13 protein-coding genes are annotated in these 17,581 nt (G+C 45.4%); 2 read left to right on the forward strand and 11 right to left on the reverse strand.

Features of this window, described 5'->3' with window-relative positions; genetic code table 11:
• Nucleotides 1–6: 6 nt before the first annotated feature.
• From M1K58_RS27130 to M1K58_RS27145, 4 genes are all read right to left on the reverse strand, one after another.
• Entirely contained in the window at nucleotides 7–1,119 is a 1,113-nt protein-coding gene (locus M1K58_RS27130) for an ABC transporter substrate-binding protein (RefSeq protein ID WP_256762026.1), read from the reverse strand.
• Between the two features lie 106 nt (nucleotides 1,120–1,225).
• Nucleotides 1,226–2,032, reverse strand: a complete 807-nt coding sequence (locus M1K58_RS27135) for an ABC transporter permease (RefSeq protein ID WP_256762027.1) — start codon at nucleotides 2,030–2,032, stop codon at nucleotides 1,226–1,228.
• The gene (locus M1K58_RS27140) at nucleotides 2,032–2,832 is read right to left on the reverse strand and encodes an ABC transporter permease (protein ID WP_256762028.1); all 801 of its coding nucleotides are present in this window, start codon (nucleotides 2,830–2,832) and stop codon (nucleotides 2,032–2,034) included. The genes M1K58_RS27135 and M1K58_RS27140 overlap by 1 nt, the downstream gene beginning before the upstream one ends.
• Before the next feature lie 3 nt (nucleotides 2,833–2,835).
• A complete protein-coding gene (locus tag M1K58_RS27145; protein WP_256762029.1) occupies nucleotides 2,836–3,603 on the reverse strand; it encodes an ABC transporter ATP-binding protein in 768 nt (255 codons plus the stop codon).
• Nucleotides 3,604–3,783: 180 nt separating this feature from the next.
• Between M1K58_RS27145 and M1K58_RS27150 the strand changes: the two genes are divergently transcribed.
• On the forward strand, nucleotides 3,784–4,707 hold the full coding sequence (locus tag M1K58_RS27150) for a LysR family transcriptional regulator (RefSeq protein ID WP_256762030.1): 924 nt from the start codon (nucleotides 3,784–3,786) through the stop codon (nucleotides 4,705–4,707).
• Between the two features lie 101 nt (nucleotides 4,708–4,808).
• Here M1K58_RS27150 and M1K58_RS27155 read toward each other — a convergent pair whose 3' ends face one another.
• On the reverse strand, nucleotides 4,809–6,359 hold the full coding sequence (locus M1K58_RS27155; RefSeq protein WP_256762031.1) for an SAM-dependent methyltransferase: 1,551 nt from the start codon (nucleotides 6,357–6,359) through the stop codon (nucleotides 4,809–4,811).
• A gap of 309 nt (nucleotides 6,360–6,668) precedes the next feature.
• Here M1K58_RS27155 and M1K58_RS27160 point away from each other — a divergent pair, with 309 nt between their 5' ends.
• Nucleotides 6,669–7,688 carry an AI-2E family transporter gene (locus tag M1K58_RS27160; protein WP_256762032.1) on the forward strand — a complete coding sequence of 340 codons (1,020 nt, stop codon included), beginning with the start codon at nucleotides 6,669–6,671 and terminating at the stop codon, nucleotides 7,686–7,688.
• Nucleotides 7,689–7,777: 89 nt separating this feature from the next.
• Here M1K58_RS27160 and M1K58_RS27165 read toward each other — a convergent pair whose 3' ends face one another.
• From M1K58_RS27165 to M1K58_RS27190, 6 genes are all read right to left on the reverse strand, one after another.
• Nucleotides 7,778–10,483 carry a hypothetical protein gene (locus M1K58_RS27165; RefSeq protein ID WP_256762033.1) on the reverse strand — a complete coding sequence of 902 codons (2,706 nt, stop codon included), beginning with the start codon at nucleotides 10,481–10,483 and terminating at the stop codon, nucleotides 7,778–7,780.
• Between the two features lie 194 nt (nucleotides 10,484–10,677).
• The gene (locus tag M1K58_RS27170) at nucleotides 10,678–12,498 is read right to left on the reverse strand and encodes a cache domain-containing sensor histidine kinase (protein WP_256762034.1); all 1,821 of its coding nucleotides are present in this window, start codon (nucleotides 12,496–12,498) and stop codon (nucleotides 10,678–10,680) included.
• Nucleotides 12,499–12,504: 6 nt separating this feature from the next.
• Nucleotides 12,505–14,109, reverse strand: a complete 1,605-nt coding sequence (locus M1K58_RS27175) for a response regulator (RefSeq protein WP_256762035.1) — start codon at nucleotides 14,107–14,109, stop codon at nucleotides 12,505–12,507.
• Between the two features lie 29 nt (nucleotides 14,110–14,138).
• Nucleotides 14,139–15,020 (reverse strand): carbohydrate ABC transporter permease, encoded by an 882-nt coding sequence (locus M1K58_RS27180; RefSeq protein ID WP_256762037.1) that lies wholly within the window; start codon nucleotides 15,018–15,020, stop codon nucleotides 14,139–14,141.
• Nucleotides 15,021–15,023: 3 nt separating this feature from the next.
• Entirely contained in the window at nucleotides 15,024–15,998 is a 975-nt protein-coding gene (locus M1K58_RS27185; RefSeq protein WP_256762038.1) for a carbohydrate ABC transporter permease, read from the reverse strand.
• Between the two features lie 44 nt (nucleotides 15,999–16,042).
• A complete protein-coding gene (locus M1K58_RS27190; protein ID WP_256762039.1) occupies nucleotides 16,043–17,578 on the reverse strand; it encodes an ABC transporter substrate-binding protein in 1,536 nt (511 codons plus the stop codon).
• Nucleotides 17,579–17,581: the final 3 nt, after the last annotated feature.

Raw genomic sequence — 17,581 nt, forward strand, 5'->3', positions numbered from 1 at the left:
TTGAGATTACTTCGTAGCCAGCTCCCAAACCTCATTCGTATAAGCTTTCGACAAATCTACCTCTTGCTTTAGAACACCAAACTTAAGTGCGATATCCGCGGTTTGCTTGAATGCAGCGGCATCGATGTACCCGATCTTAGAGTTATCTGTACCTTCAGGAAGGACAAGCGCACCGATTGCTTTCATCATTGTAAGTTGATGCTCTCTCGTCGTGCTGCCTTGATCTACACTCTTCATGACGATATCCGTTGCTTCTTCTGGATTTGCAATCGCATCCTTCCAGCCTTTGAAGGAAGCACGAAGGAATTTCACCGCTGTCTCTTGGTTATCAGCCAGCCACTCCGAGTTAGCGAACAGATTGTCTTGCAGCATGGCAACACCCTCTGTATTCATATCAATTACATTCACATCATTTTCGCTAACACCTGCAGCTAACACTAGCGGGTACTCATTGTGCGTCAGTGCTGATGCAGCATCCAACTGATTGTTCAAAAATTGGTCCATCGTAAATCCTTGTTTTGTTAAAGTCACGTCTTTCGTGGAATCTAGGTTATATTTTTCAAGCAAAGCAAGAATTTCGAATTCAAGTCCCCCCATCCATGCGCCTACCTTTTTGCCTTTCAGATCCGCTGGAGTGTTGATTCCGGCAGATTTTTTGGAAATGAGAAGCATGCCGCTCTTCTGGGACATTTGTGCAATTTGGATAAGCGGGAAGCCTTCTTCTTGGTGGGAAAGAAGCCCAGCAACCCATGTATTACCGATATCTGCTGCACCATTCGCAACTTGTTGCTCAGGAATGATATCAGGTCCGCCCGGCAAAATTTCTACATCAAGACCTTCTTCTTTATAGTAACCTTTGTCCAATGCAACGAAATAACCACCAAATTGAGTTTGCGGTAACCATTTGAGTTGAAGTCTAACCTTCGTCAGCTCTCCGGACGGTTCTTTTGAAGCTGCTTCTCCGGAAGATTGCGCACTCGCAGAGGCTTGCGCGGAAGTTGAAGGTGATGCCGCGTTATTGTCCTTATTGCCTCCGCATGCGGACAAGATGGCTGTGAGGACTAACATTAGAGTTAAAATAAGTGCTGACTTGCGATAATGTCGTTGTTTCTTAATCATTTCGATTGCTCCTTCTTGGATGGGGGAATGTTGGTCTTGCTTTGATATATGATTAGCATAGCGTGAGCTCATCTTAATCTCATCGCGATGTCTACCATAGCTAATCTCATAACATATTACGTTGGGAAGAGTGCCATTTCACGGACCATTTTTCCGCTTTTTCAATCACCATATAGAAGATGACCCCGGCTACTGCCGCCATTAGAATACACGCCCAGCCCATAGACATCTTGGCAACTTTAATAGAGTTGGAGAGCAAGTAGCCTAAACCACCGGAAGAGAAGAAAAACTCGCTTACGATAGCGCCGATCATACTAGCTGTCGCATTTATTTTCAGCGCGGTAAACACGTAGGGCAAGCTATTCGTCAACCGTAAGTAACGGAACACTTGAAAGGAGCTAGAGCCATAAGAATGCATGAGATCCAATGCATTAGGGTCAACGCTATTTAGTCCCTTATGAGCATTAAAGGCCATTGCAGCCATCGTCGTGACTGTTACAACAGCGATCCGGGAGCCAAGCCCGTCACTGAACCAGAGATTCATAATTGGTGCTAAGGCGATAATTGGTACAGCGTTTAATGCGGCAATCAGCAGAAGCCCGCCGGAACCCCATTTCGGCCATGCTGTGGCAATAGTCGCTACTCCGAAGCCGATTAAGGAGCCGATGAGCATCCCGATCAGCGCTTCAGTCATCGTATACCGGGTATAGCTTAACAGCAGTTCAATATTATCCTTGAACGTATCCCATATTCTAGAAGGAAGCGGCAGCTGATGAAGCCGGATATTAAACAGCTTGTGAAAAATTTGTTGCTGCCATAGCCAGATGAACAATACGCCTGCCAAGATCGGCATGATATACTGTTTCAAAGCTCTCATAGCCAACTGTTTTGACTTATAGCGGATAGTAGCCATTAGTTATCGCCTCCTTTCGTACGAAAAGCAGGCTGCCATGGCGTAACGATTCGCTCGATTAATTGGACTAGCAAATAGTTGGCGATTCCTAGTAGAGCGGAAGCGACGACTGTAGACCAAAACATATAGGTGTTGGATGGTCCATAGTAAAGGTTCCTCAGCATAATGACACCGATACCATGCCTTGCACCCATCATTTCCACTAGGATGGCAGCCGTTACGGCAAGTGGAGCCGCGATTTTCAACCCATTAAACAATCCGGGCAATCCATTCGGTAGGAGCAGCTTCCAGTAGATGCTCCAACGATTTGCTGCATAGGAATGCATCAATTCTAGTGAACCGGGACTAACGCTCCGAATTCCTTTGAGCATATTCAAGCTAACCGGAAAAAAAGTAATATAAGCGGCGATAATGACGCGAGACCAGTTCTCGTCATGAACGATTCCATATATGATTGGCGCAAGGCCAAGCACTGGAATCATCTGAGAGAGGATTACATAAGGAAAAACTGTTTTCTCCGCCCACGTCGATAAGCTCATCAAAATGGCCAGGATTGCTCCAACAGCAGTGCCAAGAAGTAAACCTGCACCGGCATTAATGAAGGTAGACCAGCCCTCTTGGAGAAGCGTTAAACCATAGGTGAAAAGCGTATGAACGACCTCGTGAATATAGGGCACTTTGGATTGAGCAAGCGTTGTCTCTTTGACCTCTAGCAAATACCAAGAAACGAGCTGCCATATGACTAACAAAGAGAAGAGCCATGCTAGTGAAGGAAGTAAGCGATCTTTAATGCGCTTCATTGGCTAGCTCCCTTCGAAGCTGTCCCTGATCTGGGTAATCAGCTTGTAAAACTCGGGGCTATTCCGCATCTCTTTCGTACGAGGACGAGGTAGCGTGATATCTACGACAGCAGAAAGCCTACCCGGATGCGGCGACAGTACGAATACCCGGTCGGATAGAAACACGGATTCCGAAATACTATGGGTAACAAAAACGACAGTGCTGTTGGTCTTTTTCCAAATTGCTAGCAACTCTTCGTTAAGACGCTCTCTTGAAAATTCATCCAAGGCGGAAAATGGTTCATCCATAAGTAAAATTTCTGGTTCCATCGCAAGCGCTCTAGCAATGGCGATTCGCTGCTGCATGCCGCCGCTGAGCTGCCATGGATACTTATCCTTGAACTTTTCCAGACCAACAAGCTCCAAGAGTTCAAGCGCTTTGCGCTCACGTTCGGCTTTAGGTACCTTTTTCAATTCCAGCGGAAGCGTAATGTTGTCTTTAACCTTTCTCCAGTCGTAAAGGGTTGGATTCTGGAACACAATTCCATACTTTTGCGATAGTCGAGCTTGACGTGTGGATTGCCCTGCGATTTCAATGCTACCGTTCGTTGGTGTCAGTAGATCGGCCATCATCCTGAGCAAAGTCGTTTTACCACAGCCCGATGGTCCTAGGAGGGAAACGAATTCCCCCTTGCCGATCGATAAGCTAACCTCTTTAACAGCTAATACTTCCGACGATTCCGATTGATAGCTCATGCTCACATTTTTTACTTCAATTCCAGCGGGATTCATGTTTGCGTCCTCCAAATCAGTGCCTTTCCTGTATGTATAACAATATCGTCCGCATTAATCCGATCTAATTAGTAAGAATTAAAATAGCTATGAACGATATCATACAAAACTTAAGCCCAAAAGTACAATTCATAAATGTAATCGAAGTAATTAATATTAGTAAAGAAGGTAGGAATTACGATGCAGATTCGCTTACTTCAAACCTTTCAAACCATTGTACGATTAGGTAGCTTCCATCGCGCCGCTGTGGCTTTGAAATATTCCCAACCCACAGTTACCGTGCACCTTCAGAAACTGGAATCTGAATTGGGAATCAAGCTTATAGAACGAGGCAAGACGATTAAGCTGACCAGGGAAGGTCAGCTTGTCTATGAGCGAGCGGATGCACTATTGAAAGAATACTGGGAGTTTAGCAGCACATTAGAGGATATGGTCCGTGGAGAAACGGGTATTATTCATATTGGATCTGCAGAACCTTCAGCTAGTAGACTCGTTCCATCTATTGTAGCTGCATTCCTGGAAACAAAGCCTAAGGCGCAAATTACGATTACGGTAGGAACGAATCAAGAGTTGATGCAGCTCGTGTTGAACGATCAAATTGATTTCGCATTATGTCATCAGCCTGAGCCTGATCTGTATGCTCGTTGTGAGCGACCAGATCCGAGCATGGAGATTGAATTTCATCCACTGCAATTTGAACGCTTTACACTGTTAATCCCAAGTAAACACAGGCTTGCGCATCAAAACAACATTCAGTTTAGTGATCTACATAATGAAAGGCTGTTGGTAACTCCTGAATCTTGTCCCTTTCGATTACGATTGGAATCCATGATGGATCGTAAGGCCGGAGTTTCCTTTAAAAATAAAATCGAAGTTGGCAGCATAACAGCGGTTAAAAATTATGTTCAGGCAGGCTTAGGGATTACATTCGTTCCTAGCATAGACTCACATCCTCTGCTTGATGGCACAATGGCAAAAGAGGTTGAAGATATTGAAAACGGCCCTCAGCTTGGTATTCTCGCAAAGCGAGGCTCAATTGTGTCAGGTACACTGAACGCGACCTTGTTCGAGGAATTTCAGAAGCAACTGCTCATGGATATGTAACTAAGGTTAGTTGCAGCTCGATAACCTATGAACAACAACAAACAGACAGACAGGGAGCCTAAGCTTCCTGTCTGTCTCCAGATTCAAATTCGATTCACATCTCACATTGTATTCAGAAGATCTCGAAGCCCCAACGCACCTTCGTGCTCAGGCTCCATAGCTAGAGTTCGAAGCGAGTACTCCAGTGAAGCAGCATCATCTCCAACTTCGTAGCAGCAAACCGCTAGGTGATAGATCACATCGAAATCAGTCTCGTGATATTGGAGTGACCTTACAAAGAACACCAATGCATCCTGGTAAAACTCCATTTGAAATAGCAATAAGCCAATGTCTAACGCAAAGTTAGGCCTCTCCTCCACAGGATAGTAGCTTCTCCACATGAATTGTATGCCATTGCGAATATCCTCCATCTCAGCTTCGTTAGCCGTCGCAAGAAGCGCCCAAATACGCTTACCGCTTTGCTGGAGCCATTGCGCATCATAGCCACCCAAACGCCACAAAGCCAGGATTTGACGGAGCTCCATTTGTTCCAGCTGTCCATCAAACCATTGCTTCATGCTGAAAAAGTCGTCTGGACCAAAGCGTTCGATAAATCGTCGATAAGCCAGTCGGGTATTCGAATAGCTTATTGGACTTTCAAGCATGAGAATACAGCCTACATTTAGGTTATTATGATGATGCGTTGTAAAGAAAGCTTGTGCGCCTTTCTGTTCGAAAAAGGCTTGAATCGCATGATAGTTCGCCGTTAGGGAGAAGCTTCCATGAACGATTAATTTCGGGGGCTCGGAAAACTCCCAACTTTCTAAGCGATGGTCGCCTTTATCCGCCGTGAGCAGAAGAAAACCTCTCTTCGACAGCTGGCTAAGCCGCTCTAAACAAGCTAATCCGATATCCGGGAATAGGATATGAGAATCCTCAAGCTTCTCTCTATACAGCTGTATAACGTCATGGTAGGGATACGTTGCCTGCTCGTATTGTTCAGCCCGGTAATAATGATACTCAAGAATCGCTTTCTCCAGCATCTCCGATGTGCTTAGACCGGTTGCTCCATCCGGATAGTGTTGAGATACTTTACACTCATAGATTTTATTATCTTCTACATAGAGCAGCTCTTGCGGAATCCCATCAAAAAAGTAATTCGCAACAACGATAAGTGGCTGCTCCAGGTCGCCTGTTCGGATAACTTCGCCCGAATGGGTCAATACCAGCTCGGTATCCTGAACTGCATCAAATTTCGCGAAGTCTAGTACTCCCTGTTCAACAAAAGGAATTAAACTACGATGTTGCTGCCAAAAGGCTATATTTTTGACTGCCAAGTCACTCAATATATATCGATAAGACGGGAGCTCGATTCCCGCAAATTGGATTAACTCACTCAATTCCTTAAGAACATGAAAGGCTAATTGGCCCGAACCTGATCCAAGCTCAACGATAGTAATCGGTTCTGAGAGGTTGCCTGATCTGGCTCTATCTTGAAGAAAGCCAAATATCATTTCCGCATACGCGACCGCAATCATCGGATTACTCGTTATGTATTGTGGAACCACTCCAGATTGCCACGCTTCGCTTCCCTGCTCTTCATAATAAGATCTCTGTAGCTCCCATATCGGGGCTTCGCTGAATCGATAAATGGATTGTTCCGTTTGTGTCATCTCATTCATACCTGCTTCGCTTAATTTAACAAGCCTCAACGTTGTGTACTGATCTTAACAATGTTTACAACGTTAAACCATGTGACGATTCCAAGTATATCCGATTTTAGCTCTCTATTCGAGTCAGCATAATCAATTGGGTGTAACCCTAGAGCTATGGGCGGGTTGTTCATTTTCTATTACCGAACAATTGTACTATAATATGAAAGCCTACCAGCTTATTCATACAAAATAATGAACAAAGAAACCTTTCTTAGTCTTTTCCGTACTATAATAGATTGGCACAAACTATGTAGAAGAGGGTTTTTCATGGGGATGATACGTGATTTCTTGGCTTTACCAATGGTTAGAAGAATAGTTGTCCTACTCTTGTTTGTGTTATTGCTGTTCAGCTTAAGACATATGTTAAATATGATTCTTCTGTTATTCCTCGTTACCTATGTCATGAGTAGTCTTACAGGTTATTTGACGAGAAAGATTAGCAAGCTGTTTCCTATACATCCGAATGCAGTCGCTCTTCTGATCTACGTCATCATAATCGCGGCAATGGTTGTTGGCATCTCAAATTACGTCCCCAAGATCATCAATCAGGTCGTAGAAATGGTTAACAACATTTTACGATTCCTTAACTCCAATCAAGATGACGAAGTCGTCAACAAGCTATCCGAAGCCTTAAATAAAATAGAGTACAAAACGTATGTGGATCAATCTCTGCTCTATATTACTAAGCTAGGAAAATGGCTGGAGATCATATTAATCGTCATTATTCTCAGCTTGTTCTTCCTACTCCAGAAAACGAAGGTACTCCAGTTTACGCGTAAATTCAAGACAAGCAAGATTAGTTGGATCTACGACGAATTGGAATACTTCAGTCAGAAGTTCGTAGCATCTTTCGGTAAAGTCATTGAAGTGCAATTAATTATAGCAGTAATCAACACCATATTGACTATGCTTGGACTGTGGATTCTCGGATTCCCTTACTTGTTCGCATTAGGCGTGATGGTTCTCATTCTCAGTCTAATCCCTGTGGCGGGCGTGATGCTGAGCTTTATCCCTATCAGTCTCATCGGTTACCAAACAGGCGGATGGACACTCGTGATATGGACGGTCGTCATGATTATTGTGATCCATGCCGTAGAGACGTATTTGCTGAATCCTCGTCTTATGGCATCCAAAACTGAGCTTCCTATGTTCTACACCTTCGTTATTCTCGTGTTCTCCCAGCACTACTTCGGGATATGGGGTTTGATTATTGGGATTCCGATCTTCATGTTCCTGATGGACATTCTAGATGTTCATCCATCGGATAATATGGCTGAGAAACCTTAATTAAACAAAATGAAAAACTGTTCTCGCAAGTCATCCTTGTTCATGGATAACTGCGGAACAGTTTTTTTCATTACACTTGCAGCTATGACCTACAACGTTTGACTGACTCCCCTACAGTCATCAGTAATCGTCAATGTACCGTCTTCATTAAACTTAAGCTGCCAACTCCGGTCACCATGAGTCACGTAAACTTTATCGTCGTCTTTATCTCCTAACATAACCCGAGGAGCTGACGATTGTATTTCGTCCGCAGAAATGTAAAATGCGTTCATCGGCCTTAACCCACAATGAAAGGCAAACTCAGTCGTACAATATTGTCCTGATGCCATATCCGCATCCCTTTCCGTCTCCACCATTAGCCTCTCCGAAGTTAAGGGGACGATTGAGAGCCTACATTGTCCGATTACAGCATTAACGACGGATTCATCCGATCCGATCCCATGATCACCTGCCACGTGAAAGCGAACAACTTGTGGCATATCCGAAACACACTTATCTACGACAATGAACGAGGTTGGTGCCAGCCTGATGATCGTCCGTTCATGCTCTAGTGGACGCCTCATGGGGTAAGCTAACCTATTCGCCGGCATAAAGAACATGTGGATAGGATCATACGCCGTGGCGTATGGAAACACAGCAGATTGATCATGAGCTGCGATCCATCCTCGGTTAAACCTAAAGAAATAATTCATTGGCTCAATATCGCGTAACGTCCACCGACTTTGTCCGCGATGCCCAAGCTTCTTCTCTGGATCCTTCTGTACTTTACTGAACGCCGAGTCTAAGATCAGAGCGTGTCCCTTAGCATAGAAATGAATGCTTCCCTCATCGTTATGATGATGTCCCCATGCACTTCCACTGCGAAGTGCAAGCAGGCACTCCTGGTCATTGTCATCTTGGGAGCGGAACATATAGCCCAGTCCCTGAACATATTCATCTATCCACGGGAATGCTTGCTCCAATACACACAGCTCCCGTGTTCCGTTCATCTCCCGATATGCCCAAGCTAATCTTCCTGCCAGCTCTGAGTCGTGCGGTTTAATGGCCATGGCATATTCCCCATACTGGGTTCGGTATAACGTTGTTTCAGGAAAATGATCTCCAAAGGCCACCATATTCCTTGCGTTATCATTTTCGGCATACCGAGGAGTAAATTGACGTATAGAAGACCCCAGCAGCTTGTGGAATGTGGGATTAGCAAACTCATCCTCAGCTCCGTCATCTCGTCTACGAAGTAGCAGCGGCAGCAATGTATATAGAACATGGTTGTAATACGTATGGCTTTCTTCCCACAGCCCACTATCGGGATACATGTGAAATTGCATCTGTAGCTGCCACATGTCTACGAATTTTTCTTTCCATGCAGAAGCCATAGGATGCTCAGGAAATATTTGCGCTGCCGTTGCGAACACATTAATAATATCCGTATAGAAATTTTGATTCGACATTCCCGTCATCGTCGGCTCCACCGTATCCATATCCCCGATCGGACGCATCGTCGACAAGCCTGGATAGTAATGATCAGAAGCAAACAAATAAGCCAGGAAGAGTAATCTGCTGCTACATCTTTCTCGATCCTCCGACGACCACGAGCCTTCTTCTACGGTATGCTCTAGCAGAAACATACAAGGGGCTATCATTCTCCCAATCACACAATTCACGTGAGATGCACCGGCCCCGTTCCAGAAGCCTTGAGTCATATCTAAGGTGTAGTCAAGCATGTGAGTTATGCGATCCTCGCCGCAGCTTCCTGAGAAACGGTTTAAGAAATGAGACTCCAGCACGTGATTCGGATATTTGAAAGGGGCAGCTTCCATTCTCTTTCCTAATTCCGAAGCTGTAGATGCGGAAAGCTCCATCCGAGTTATTTCCTCGAGTGTGACGACTCCCCGTCGAGTGTGTAATCGACGAAGCCCACCGCTTTGAACGAAGGCTCTATCCGCAATAACGAGAGCGGACCGTCGATGGCCGCTCACGATCCAGCTTTCCACGTTCACATGAGGAATGCTAATGCTGTCCCCTCTAGCCAAAATCCGTTCAGGATGGTCCGTCCAATCTGCCTTAACATCCCAAGGTGTATCCTTACGTGTTCGCGGATCGTTCCGCTCCCATCTACGTATCCATAGCTCCGCATGATTTTGCCGATTGCCGTGCCAAGCTCCTCCGTTTATGCTAACGAACCCGATCGTGTCATCTCCTTGCTCGAAGCCTAATGCATAACCGTCCGACAGGTCGTGCAGTTGAGAATATTGATTCCACGATGCTAATCTCGCTAGCCTTCGATCAAAACGGTTATGTAGCGGCACAGAAGTGCAGCCCTCCGCAGAATTTAGAACCCAAGCTTCGGCTGGCAGATCACTGCCGGCAAAGTCCCATACAAGCTGGGCTCCAGGCTCCGTATCGAATGTCTCCTCGATACGAGCGAATACTTGCCCAGAATCCAAGGTTATTACAGCCTCATACGATCCTCCATCAGCCCATTCTGCTCGATATTCATAGACGGTACGAAGCGGTCCATGCTCCCTGATTGTTCCTTCGCATCCTGTAGGGGCATTGCGAGTATCCAAGTATGTGCAACCTCTCCATAGGCCACCACACCTCTGCATCCGATAGATGGGTCCAGGAACATGAGCGCTAGCGCTAATGGGATGCTTGCCCAACGGAACTTCTAGTGAAAGCTTGCCATTGGAGAGCAATGCCCGATCATCTGTCTTTTCAATCGTATTCCGCTGATCTGAGAGTGGAATATATCCTTCTGGTGCTGGGATCAGACTCAACTCCTCATAAGGCTGCACCTGAAGCTCTAAGTAAATCCGATCTCCTGAATGAGCGGATTGGTACGCATAAGAGTTCCCGCTATTCTCATCTAACAGATATCCAAATGCCGTCAGATCCGCAACTGATAACTCTATCTCAACGATTTGCAGCTCATGGTCGAAGCCAAGCGTTTCTCGCCATTCAATCCTAAGTGGTTGTTCGATTACCTTAATCAGGGATGTTCACCTCCGTTTTTACGGGCCGGCAGCTTGATAACCACCTTCGTTCCGACCCCTTCCTCCGATTCGAAATACAGCCCGTAATCTCCGCCATATTTAAGTCGAATTCGTTCATTTACATTTTTGATTCCATAAGAATCGGACAGTTCAAGCGATCGCCCCATCCGGAAATAATCATTAATTTCATCGAGTCTCTCACGGGTAATACCGATACCATCGTCGATCACGATAATTTGTATCCCATCTCCTACCCTTTTGCCCATAACAGTCACAATCCCATCATGATCCTTTGGAAAAATACCATGGTGCAGCGAGTTTTCTACTAGGGGCTGGAGAATCAGCTTCAAGCATGGCTCGTCATAAATATCCGGATCTACATCGAACTCATATCGGAACTTCTCCCCGTAACGCATCTTAACGATAGACAAATAATTTTCCGCATGAGCAAGCTCATCGCGAACTCTCACGATGTCCATACCACGAGACAAACTTAGCCGATAATATCGTCCTAATCTGGAAATAATGTGCGTCACTCCGTCGTAATCTCGACTTTCCGCCAGCCAAATAACCGATTCCAACGTGTTGTATAGAAAGTGAGGATTAATATTTGCTTGGAGTGCCTTAATCTCCGACTCTCTTTCCTTTTGATGGCTTTCCTTGAGCTGGCTCATTAATTCGTTAATTCTACTAATCATTTTGTTAAAGGTTAGGCTTAAGAGACCGATCTCGTCCTTACTATGAATATCCATTTGAACTTCTAGATTTCCGCCTTTGACCTGCTGCATCTTAGTCGTAAGTTTACGAATCGGTTTCGTAATCGAGAATGCTAGCAACCAAGCGGCTAATACGGATACGAATAAAAGCCCCAGTACGACAAGCCTCACACCCTTGACGATCCGGTTCTTATCCTTCAGCATTTCATCCACGGGTACAATGCCAATCGTTGTCCAGCCAACATCGTCCAGGCTGTGGAATACGAACAAGCTGGAGTTCCCTTTATAATCCGCGTTAAAGCTACCATCTTTCCCCTTGCTCGCCGCGGCCAACAAAGCCTCCTCAGCAGGATGCCCTACTGCTTTGCGATCCGTTCCCGTGATGACGTTACCTGTTTGGTCGAGCACATAGAACTCTGTATTCGCCGGAGTATGGATATTATCAAACAGCTCATACAAGGTTTGCTCTCTCACATTAATAACGAGAGTCGACGAATAATTAACATTAACGTCATACAAATCCCTTACGAGCTTAAGGACATTACCGCTAGGATCCTTGACGCTGTCATAGTCGATTGGATGTGTCGGAATCCATACGATACCCCGTGTGAAAAACTCCTCCGCGTACTTGTAATACTCATCAATGTAGTCCGTCACGCCCGAGCTATAATAATCGAAATCCGCCGAGGGCAGAAATTGCTTCGTCCGACTGTTAACCAAGATGACCGACAGAATCCCTGGATCAGATAGTGCGTATTTGTTAATAACCGGTTTAATTTCATTATCCAGAAAAGTCTCATCCCCCTGCCATTGATCGGAAAGGGGCAGCAAGGAGAGAATCGTTGGATCATTAAAGATGAGCTGAGAAGTATTAACGTACATCCCGATTCGTTGATCAATTAATTTATTCGTCTGCTCAAGAATATTGTTTAATTCCTGCTTCGCCTTGTTCTCCATCGTATCGGAAAATATTTTCAGAGAGTAGATCAGCGAGACGATTAAGGTTAGCACCATGACGGTAGCCGTAATGACGAATATTCGAAAATATAAGCTGGATCCTCGCAGAGCGGCGGGCAACCTTCCTACTATTCTGCTTATCATCGGCGCCTACCTAAAGTCGCGGAAATCAGATGGATTAACTCCGGTATGCTTTTTGAACAAGGTGCTGAAGTAGAACGGATCCCGGTAGCCGACCCTGTAAGCGATCTCATTTACTCGTAAAGCCGTTTCGCGTAGATCACGCTTCGCTTGTTCCAGACGCGTCTTGGTCACATAATCGGTAAACGTGCTGCCGATCTCTTTCTTAAATAGCTTGCTGAAGTAAGTCGGATTCATATCCATCTGCTCGCTCAGTACATTTATAGACAAATCCTCTTGATGATAATTCAAACGAATGTAATCCACCGCCTGCTCGATGACCCGTTTCTTCCTGTCACCACGCTTATCAAGAATGAACCTCGACAGATCTAAGAATAAAGCTTCCAGCTCACGTTTCAGATCATCCATCGTCTTCGCCGAGACAATAAAAGCGTAAGGATTATATTCCTTAGCATAAATATCCTTCAGACGTGTACCGGAAGAGACAGCAGCGGTCAAGACGCTAACCAGGAATTCTGTCATATACACCTTAACGTCGGAATGTCCTATGCTTTGAATTCCTTTCAACCATTCAAATAGTCGATTAAGCTCGCTGCGAATGAGATCCTCTTGGCCTGTTCGAATGGCCGAAATGATCTTATCCGTATATTCATCCGGGACTCCCACCCAGGATTGTTGCGTATGCAAATGAATCCAATCATAAGGAACTATACTATCCTCACCGACTAAGAAGCGGTAATCCATCGCTTCAAGCGCTTCTTGATACGATTGCGTAACTTCAGTAAGCTGCTCCTTTAATCCACCAAGGCACACGGATACGGTCAGCTCAAACGCTTGTCGTGCTTGCTCCCGAATTCGTTCAGCGAAGGCAAATAGCTGGTTTGCATCCACTACCCCAGACATAACAGCTACGATCTCTCGCGTCTTGCCTTGGAATGCGACTCCGTTACCCGATTCTTTCATCCACTGCGACATTTCCTCCAGAAGCAGCACCGATAACATATCCGTCTGGTTACTTACGCTCATCTGAGGAAATGTCCGTTCTACCTCATCGATCACCGTGATAATGACCGCATGCTGCCCTTCTGCCGGTTCAATATCAACAAGCTGAAGCTTGCTGAGAATATCATCTCCGAGCAATCTTCCTGACACCCAGTCGTTTAAGTAGCGGTCTCTTAGCAATGGTAAGCTTCGCTGTAATCGATCCAAAGTAACATTCATCTGCCGCTCTACCTGACGCATCGAGTCGACTTCATCCTTCGCCTGTACAACCGCCTCTTCTAGCTCTGGGCGGGTAAACGGCTTAAGCAAGTATTTCATGACGGACAGCTCCAGCGCCTGCTGGGCAAATTCAAATTCTTCATACCCGGACAATATAATGATTCTGATGTTGGGATATCGCAATCTCGCTGCTCTACTCAGTTCAATTCCATCCATTCTAGGCATACGGATATCGGTGACAAGAATATCAACAGGTTCATTCTCCAGAATTCGAAGTGCGGCAAGTCCGTTCTCCACAACTCCCACAACATCGATACCGTATTTGCACCAATCGATATGATTGCGAATGCCTTCCCGAATGAGTGCTTCGTCATCTGCGATGAGTAGCTTCATGCTTCCATCCCCCAACGTTATCGTTTCTACTACTTTTCGCTAGAGGACAGCACAAAATCCTGCATCAAATACTTCTGACTTACAAAATATAGAATAATCGGTACGATAGCCATCACGAACGCAGCACTCATGACATAGGACCATTGCACATAATATACATGTGAGAAAATAGTTATGGCTACGGATATCGTTCGACTAAATGGATCGTTACCCACATACATGAGTGGACCGAAAAAATCAGACCAATGGCCGTTCACCTGTTGAATGAGGATGAGGATAAGAGGTGCTCTTATATTCGGCAGCACGATTTTCCATAAAATCATAAAGCTCCCCGCTCCGTCGATCTTAGCTGATTCGAATAGGCTTATACTCAAGGTCAGCATAAATTGGCGGAGTAGAAATACAGTCGCTGGACCTCCACCTAGAGCAGGGATCAGCAGGGGCCAATAGGTTCCGGTCCAGCCCCAATTCGCGAACATAACGTAGTTGGGAATGAACATGACCGTAGAGGGAATCATCATCGTAGCTAGCAAGAAGAAGAACAGCTTATCTCTGAGCGGAAAGCGGAAATACGAGAAGCCGTACGCAACTAGAACTGACGATACGAGGAAAAATACAGTCCCGACTACGGTGTAATATACGGTATTGCTTAGCGCCGGCAAAAATTTGAAATCCTCTTGAGTTAGTGCATCCCAGTAATTTTTCCATAGAAACTGTTGAAACCATTTTCCTGCGAGAGTGAATGTATCACTTTGTAAGGAAGCGCTGATCATCCAGAGAAATGGAATCATGAACACGCAGGAGAACACGATCGTGATCGTATATAGAACGATGCGGTTTACTGCTAGTCTCGGTGACACCTTCCTGTTCTTAAACAGCATTCCAGTTATGCCGATATTGGGTTGGGCCATGCTTCAACGCCCTTTCATGTTTTCGTAATAGACCCATGCTCGCGAAGAACGGAGTACCAATGCAGCGAATATTGCAATGATAATGAACAGTACCCATGATATCGCTGATGCATAGCCGAATTGATAGTCGACGAAAGCAGATTTATACAGCTTCAGGAAGATAAAGAAGGTTGCACCGTTAGGACCACCCCATGTCGGTAAATCATTCGTATTACTCGTCAGTACATACGCCTGTTCGAAGGCTTGTAAATTCGCAATAACACTCGTCACAAGGTTAAACAAAATGATAGGAGAGATCATCGGAATCGTAATTTTAATAAACCGGACCCATGAACCCGCTCCATCGATCTTAGCTGATTCGTACAAGATGCTCGGAATCCCCTGCAGCGCTCCAAGGTACAAAATAATGCCAGTTCCCGCTGCAAAGCAGTTCATTATGACGAAGGAGGGCAATACAGTGGACGTGTTTTCCAGCCAATGGAACGGCTCGGCTCCGAACATTCCAATAAATCGATTTAATATTCCACCCTCGGAAAACACAAGGCGCCATAACACAGCACTTGCTACACCCGGTATGACCGCTGGCAAATAAAACATCGTACGCCAGAGCGACAACCCCTTCAGCTTCTGGTTTAGCAGCACGGAGAAGAATAATGCCGTCAGCAGTGTCGCCGGAACGTTAAGTAAAGCAAACTTGAACGTGACCACAATCGAAGAGATCGTCTCAGGATCATTAAAAATTAAGCTTTTATAGTTTTGAAAGCCTACCCATTTAGGTGCACTCAATACGTCATATTCAGTCAAAGAATAATAGATAGACATGAAGAAGGGGCGAATAAAGAACATCGAGCAGCCTAGTATCCACGGCATAATGAACAGGAAGCCGATCGCTGCTTCTTTTCGAGACATTTTCCATTTCATAGGCGAGCCTTCCTTCAGCTTCATATCGGCTTGGGGGGATTTAGTAGAACGAGTCAACCGTCCCCCCAAACTCAGATATAAAATAATTAACTTTTATTTACTTACTTCTGCTCCGCATCGTATTTCGCCCAAGCCTCTGTTGAATCCTTAATCTGCTGCTCGTATAGAGGTCCGATAACATCGCCAAACTTCACTTTACCTTTGCGAATGTCCGGTATGAGCGCATTCAGCTTATCGATTGGCTTCTGTCCAGCTGGATACTGCTTCTGATACTCCGTCGGAACAATCTGAGCAGGCTGCTTGCCTTCCTTAATGAGATGCTCACCTAGCTGCACCATGATCGTAGCCGATTGCTCACCAATCTGCTCCTTCAAGAGGTTAAACCCGTTCGTATTCGTGAATTTCGGAAGATTACCTCCAGCGAAAATATTGTAGTTCTCGCCTTCAAATTCCGGTGAGTGATAATATTTGATGAACTCCCATGCTGCCTTCGGATATTTCGTATTGGCAAATATGCGTGGTCCAGGCGCCGAGAAGCCATGAGCCTTGTAAGCATCCTTCATTCCTGCCTTATGAGGATACATCGTGAAGGAGTATTCAATCGGCTTCTTCCCTGCCTTCTCCCGTTCAGGATTCGCATTGTCTTTGAAGTAGCCGAACGCCCATGAGCCCATCCGACGAATGACGACCTTCTCATTCTCAATGTTAATGCCCGCTGCCTTTGTATCCATCTCGGATGGAGGAGCGACTTGATACTTAAGGGCTAAGTCATTCAGAAACTGAATCGCTTCAATAACCTCAGGCGAAGCATAATTTAAGTTATCTGCCATGACTCTGCCGTTCTCAATGAGCGTGTTATATACGCCGACAGTCGCAGCCCAATCCGTTCTGCCCCAGCCCCAGCTATCATCCGTACCGTAAATGTCGATTTTGCCATCTCCGTCTGTATCCACAGTAGCCTTCTTCAATACTTCAACATATTTGTCCCATGTCCATGTTTCATATAGAGGATCATCGAACGACTTAGGCAACATATCCTCAATACCTAACTGTTTCGCTAGATTCACGTTATACCACAAACCGTAAACAGCGCTGCCGCTAGGAAGATAATAGATATTGCCGTGGTAGGGCAAATGTTCAAAGATGTCTTTGTTAAGCCAAGGCCATTGCTTTATACCATCCCGCTCAATTAAATCGTTAAGAGGAAGGATAATGTCCTTGTCATAGAACGGAATATAATCGAGATCGAGTGTTGTTAAGTCCGCCGTTTGCTTTGCGGTAACCTTGGAGAGCATGAATTGCTTCAGCTCCGCATCCTTAAGAGCGATTTCCTCGATCTCCACCTTAACGCCGAATTTTTTCTCGAATCCAATTGCTGCATTTTCCAGAGCAGCTTTGTTCCCCCATATTTTTAATACAGCGCCTTCCTCGACCTTCGGCTCTTCAGCAGGCTGTTCCGCAGATGGACTCGGTTCTGATTCCGCCGATGGAGAAGCCGCCGTGGATGGAGATGAGGATGGTGCTGTTTCATTATTTTTGGAGCAGCCGGCAAGTACGATAGTAAGCAGCATAATGGCCGATAGAACGACGATAAATAAAGAACTAGAACGCTTCGCGAAACCCATTCGATTAATCACTTG

The sequence above is a fragment of the Cohnella sp. WQ 127256 genome, from assembly GCF_024519285.1.
Taxonomy (GTDB): Bacteria; Bacillota; Bacilli; order Paenibacillales; family Paenibacillaceae; genus Cohnella.

Coding starts and splice junctions, on each gene's coding strand:
- M1K58_RS27130 (WP_256762026.1), bottom strand. CDS start 1,119: ATGATTAAGAAACAACGACATTATCGCAAGTCAGCACTTATTTTAACT.
- M1K58_RS27135 (WP_256762027.1), bottom strand. CDS start 2,032: ATGGCTACTATCCGCTATAAGTCAAAACAGTTGGCTATGAGAGCTTTG.
- M1K58_RS27140 (WP_256762028.1), bottom strand. CDS start 2,832: ATGAAGCGCATTAAAGATCGCTTACTTCCTTCACTAGCATGGCTCTTC.
- M1K58_RS27145 (WP_256762029.1), bottom strand. CDS start 3,603: ATGAATCCCGCTGGAATTGAAGTAAAAAATGTGAGCATGAGCTATCAA.
- M1K58_RS27150 (WP_256762030.1), top strand. CDS start 3,784: ATGCAGATTCGCTTACTTCAAACCTTTCAAACCATTGTACGATTAGGT.
- M1K58_RS27155 (WP_256762031.1), bottom strand. CDS start 6,359: ATGACACAAACGGAACAATCCATTTATCGATTCAGCGAAGCCCCGATA.
- M1K58_RS27160 (WP_256762032.1), top strand. CDS start 6,669: ATGGGGATGATACGTGATTTCTTGGCTTTACCAATGGTTAGAAGAATA.
- M1K58_RS27170 (WP_256762034.1), bottom strand. CDS start 12,498: ATGATAAGCAGAATAGTAGGAAGGTTGCCCGCCGCTCTGCGAGGATCC.
- M1K58_RS27175 (WP_256762035.1), bottom strand. CDS start 14,109: ATGAAGCTACTCATCGCAGATGACGAAGCACTCATTCGGGAAGGCATT.
- M1K58_RS27180 (WP_256762037.1), bottom strand. CDS start 15,020: ATGGCCCAACCCAATATCGGCATAACTGGAATGCTGTTTAAGAACAGG.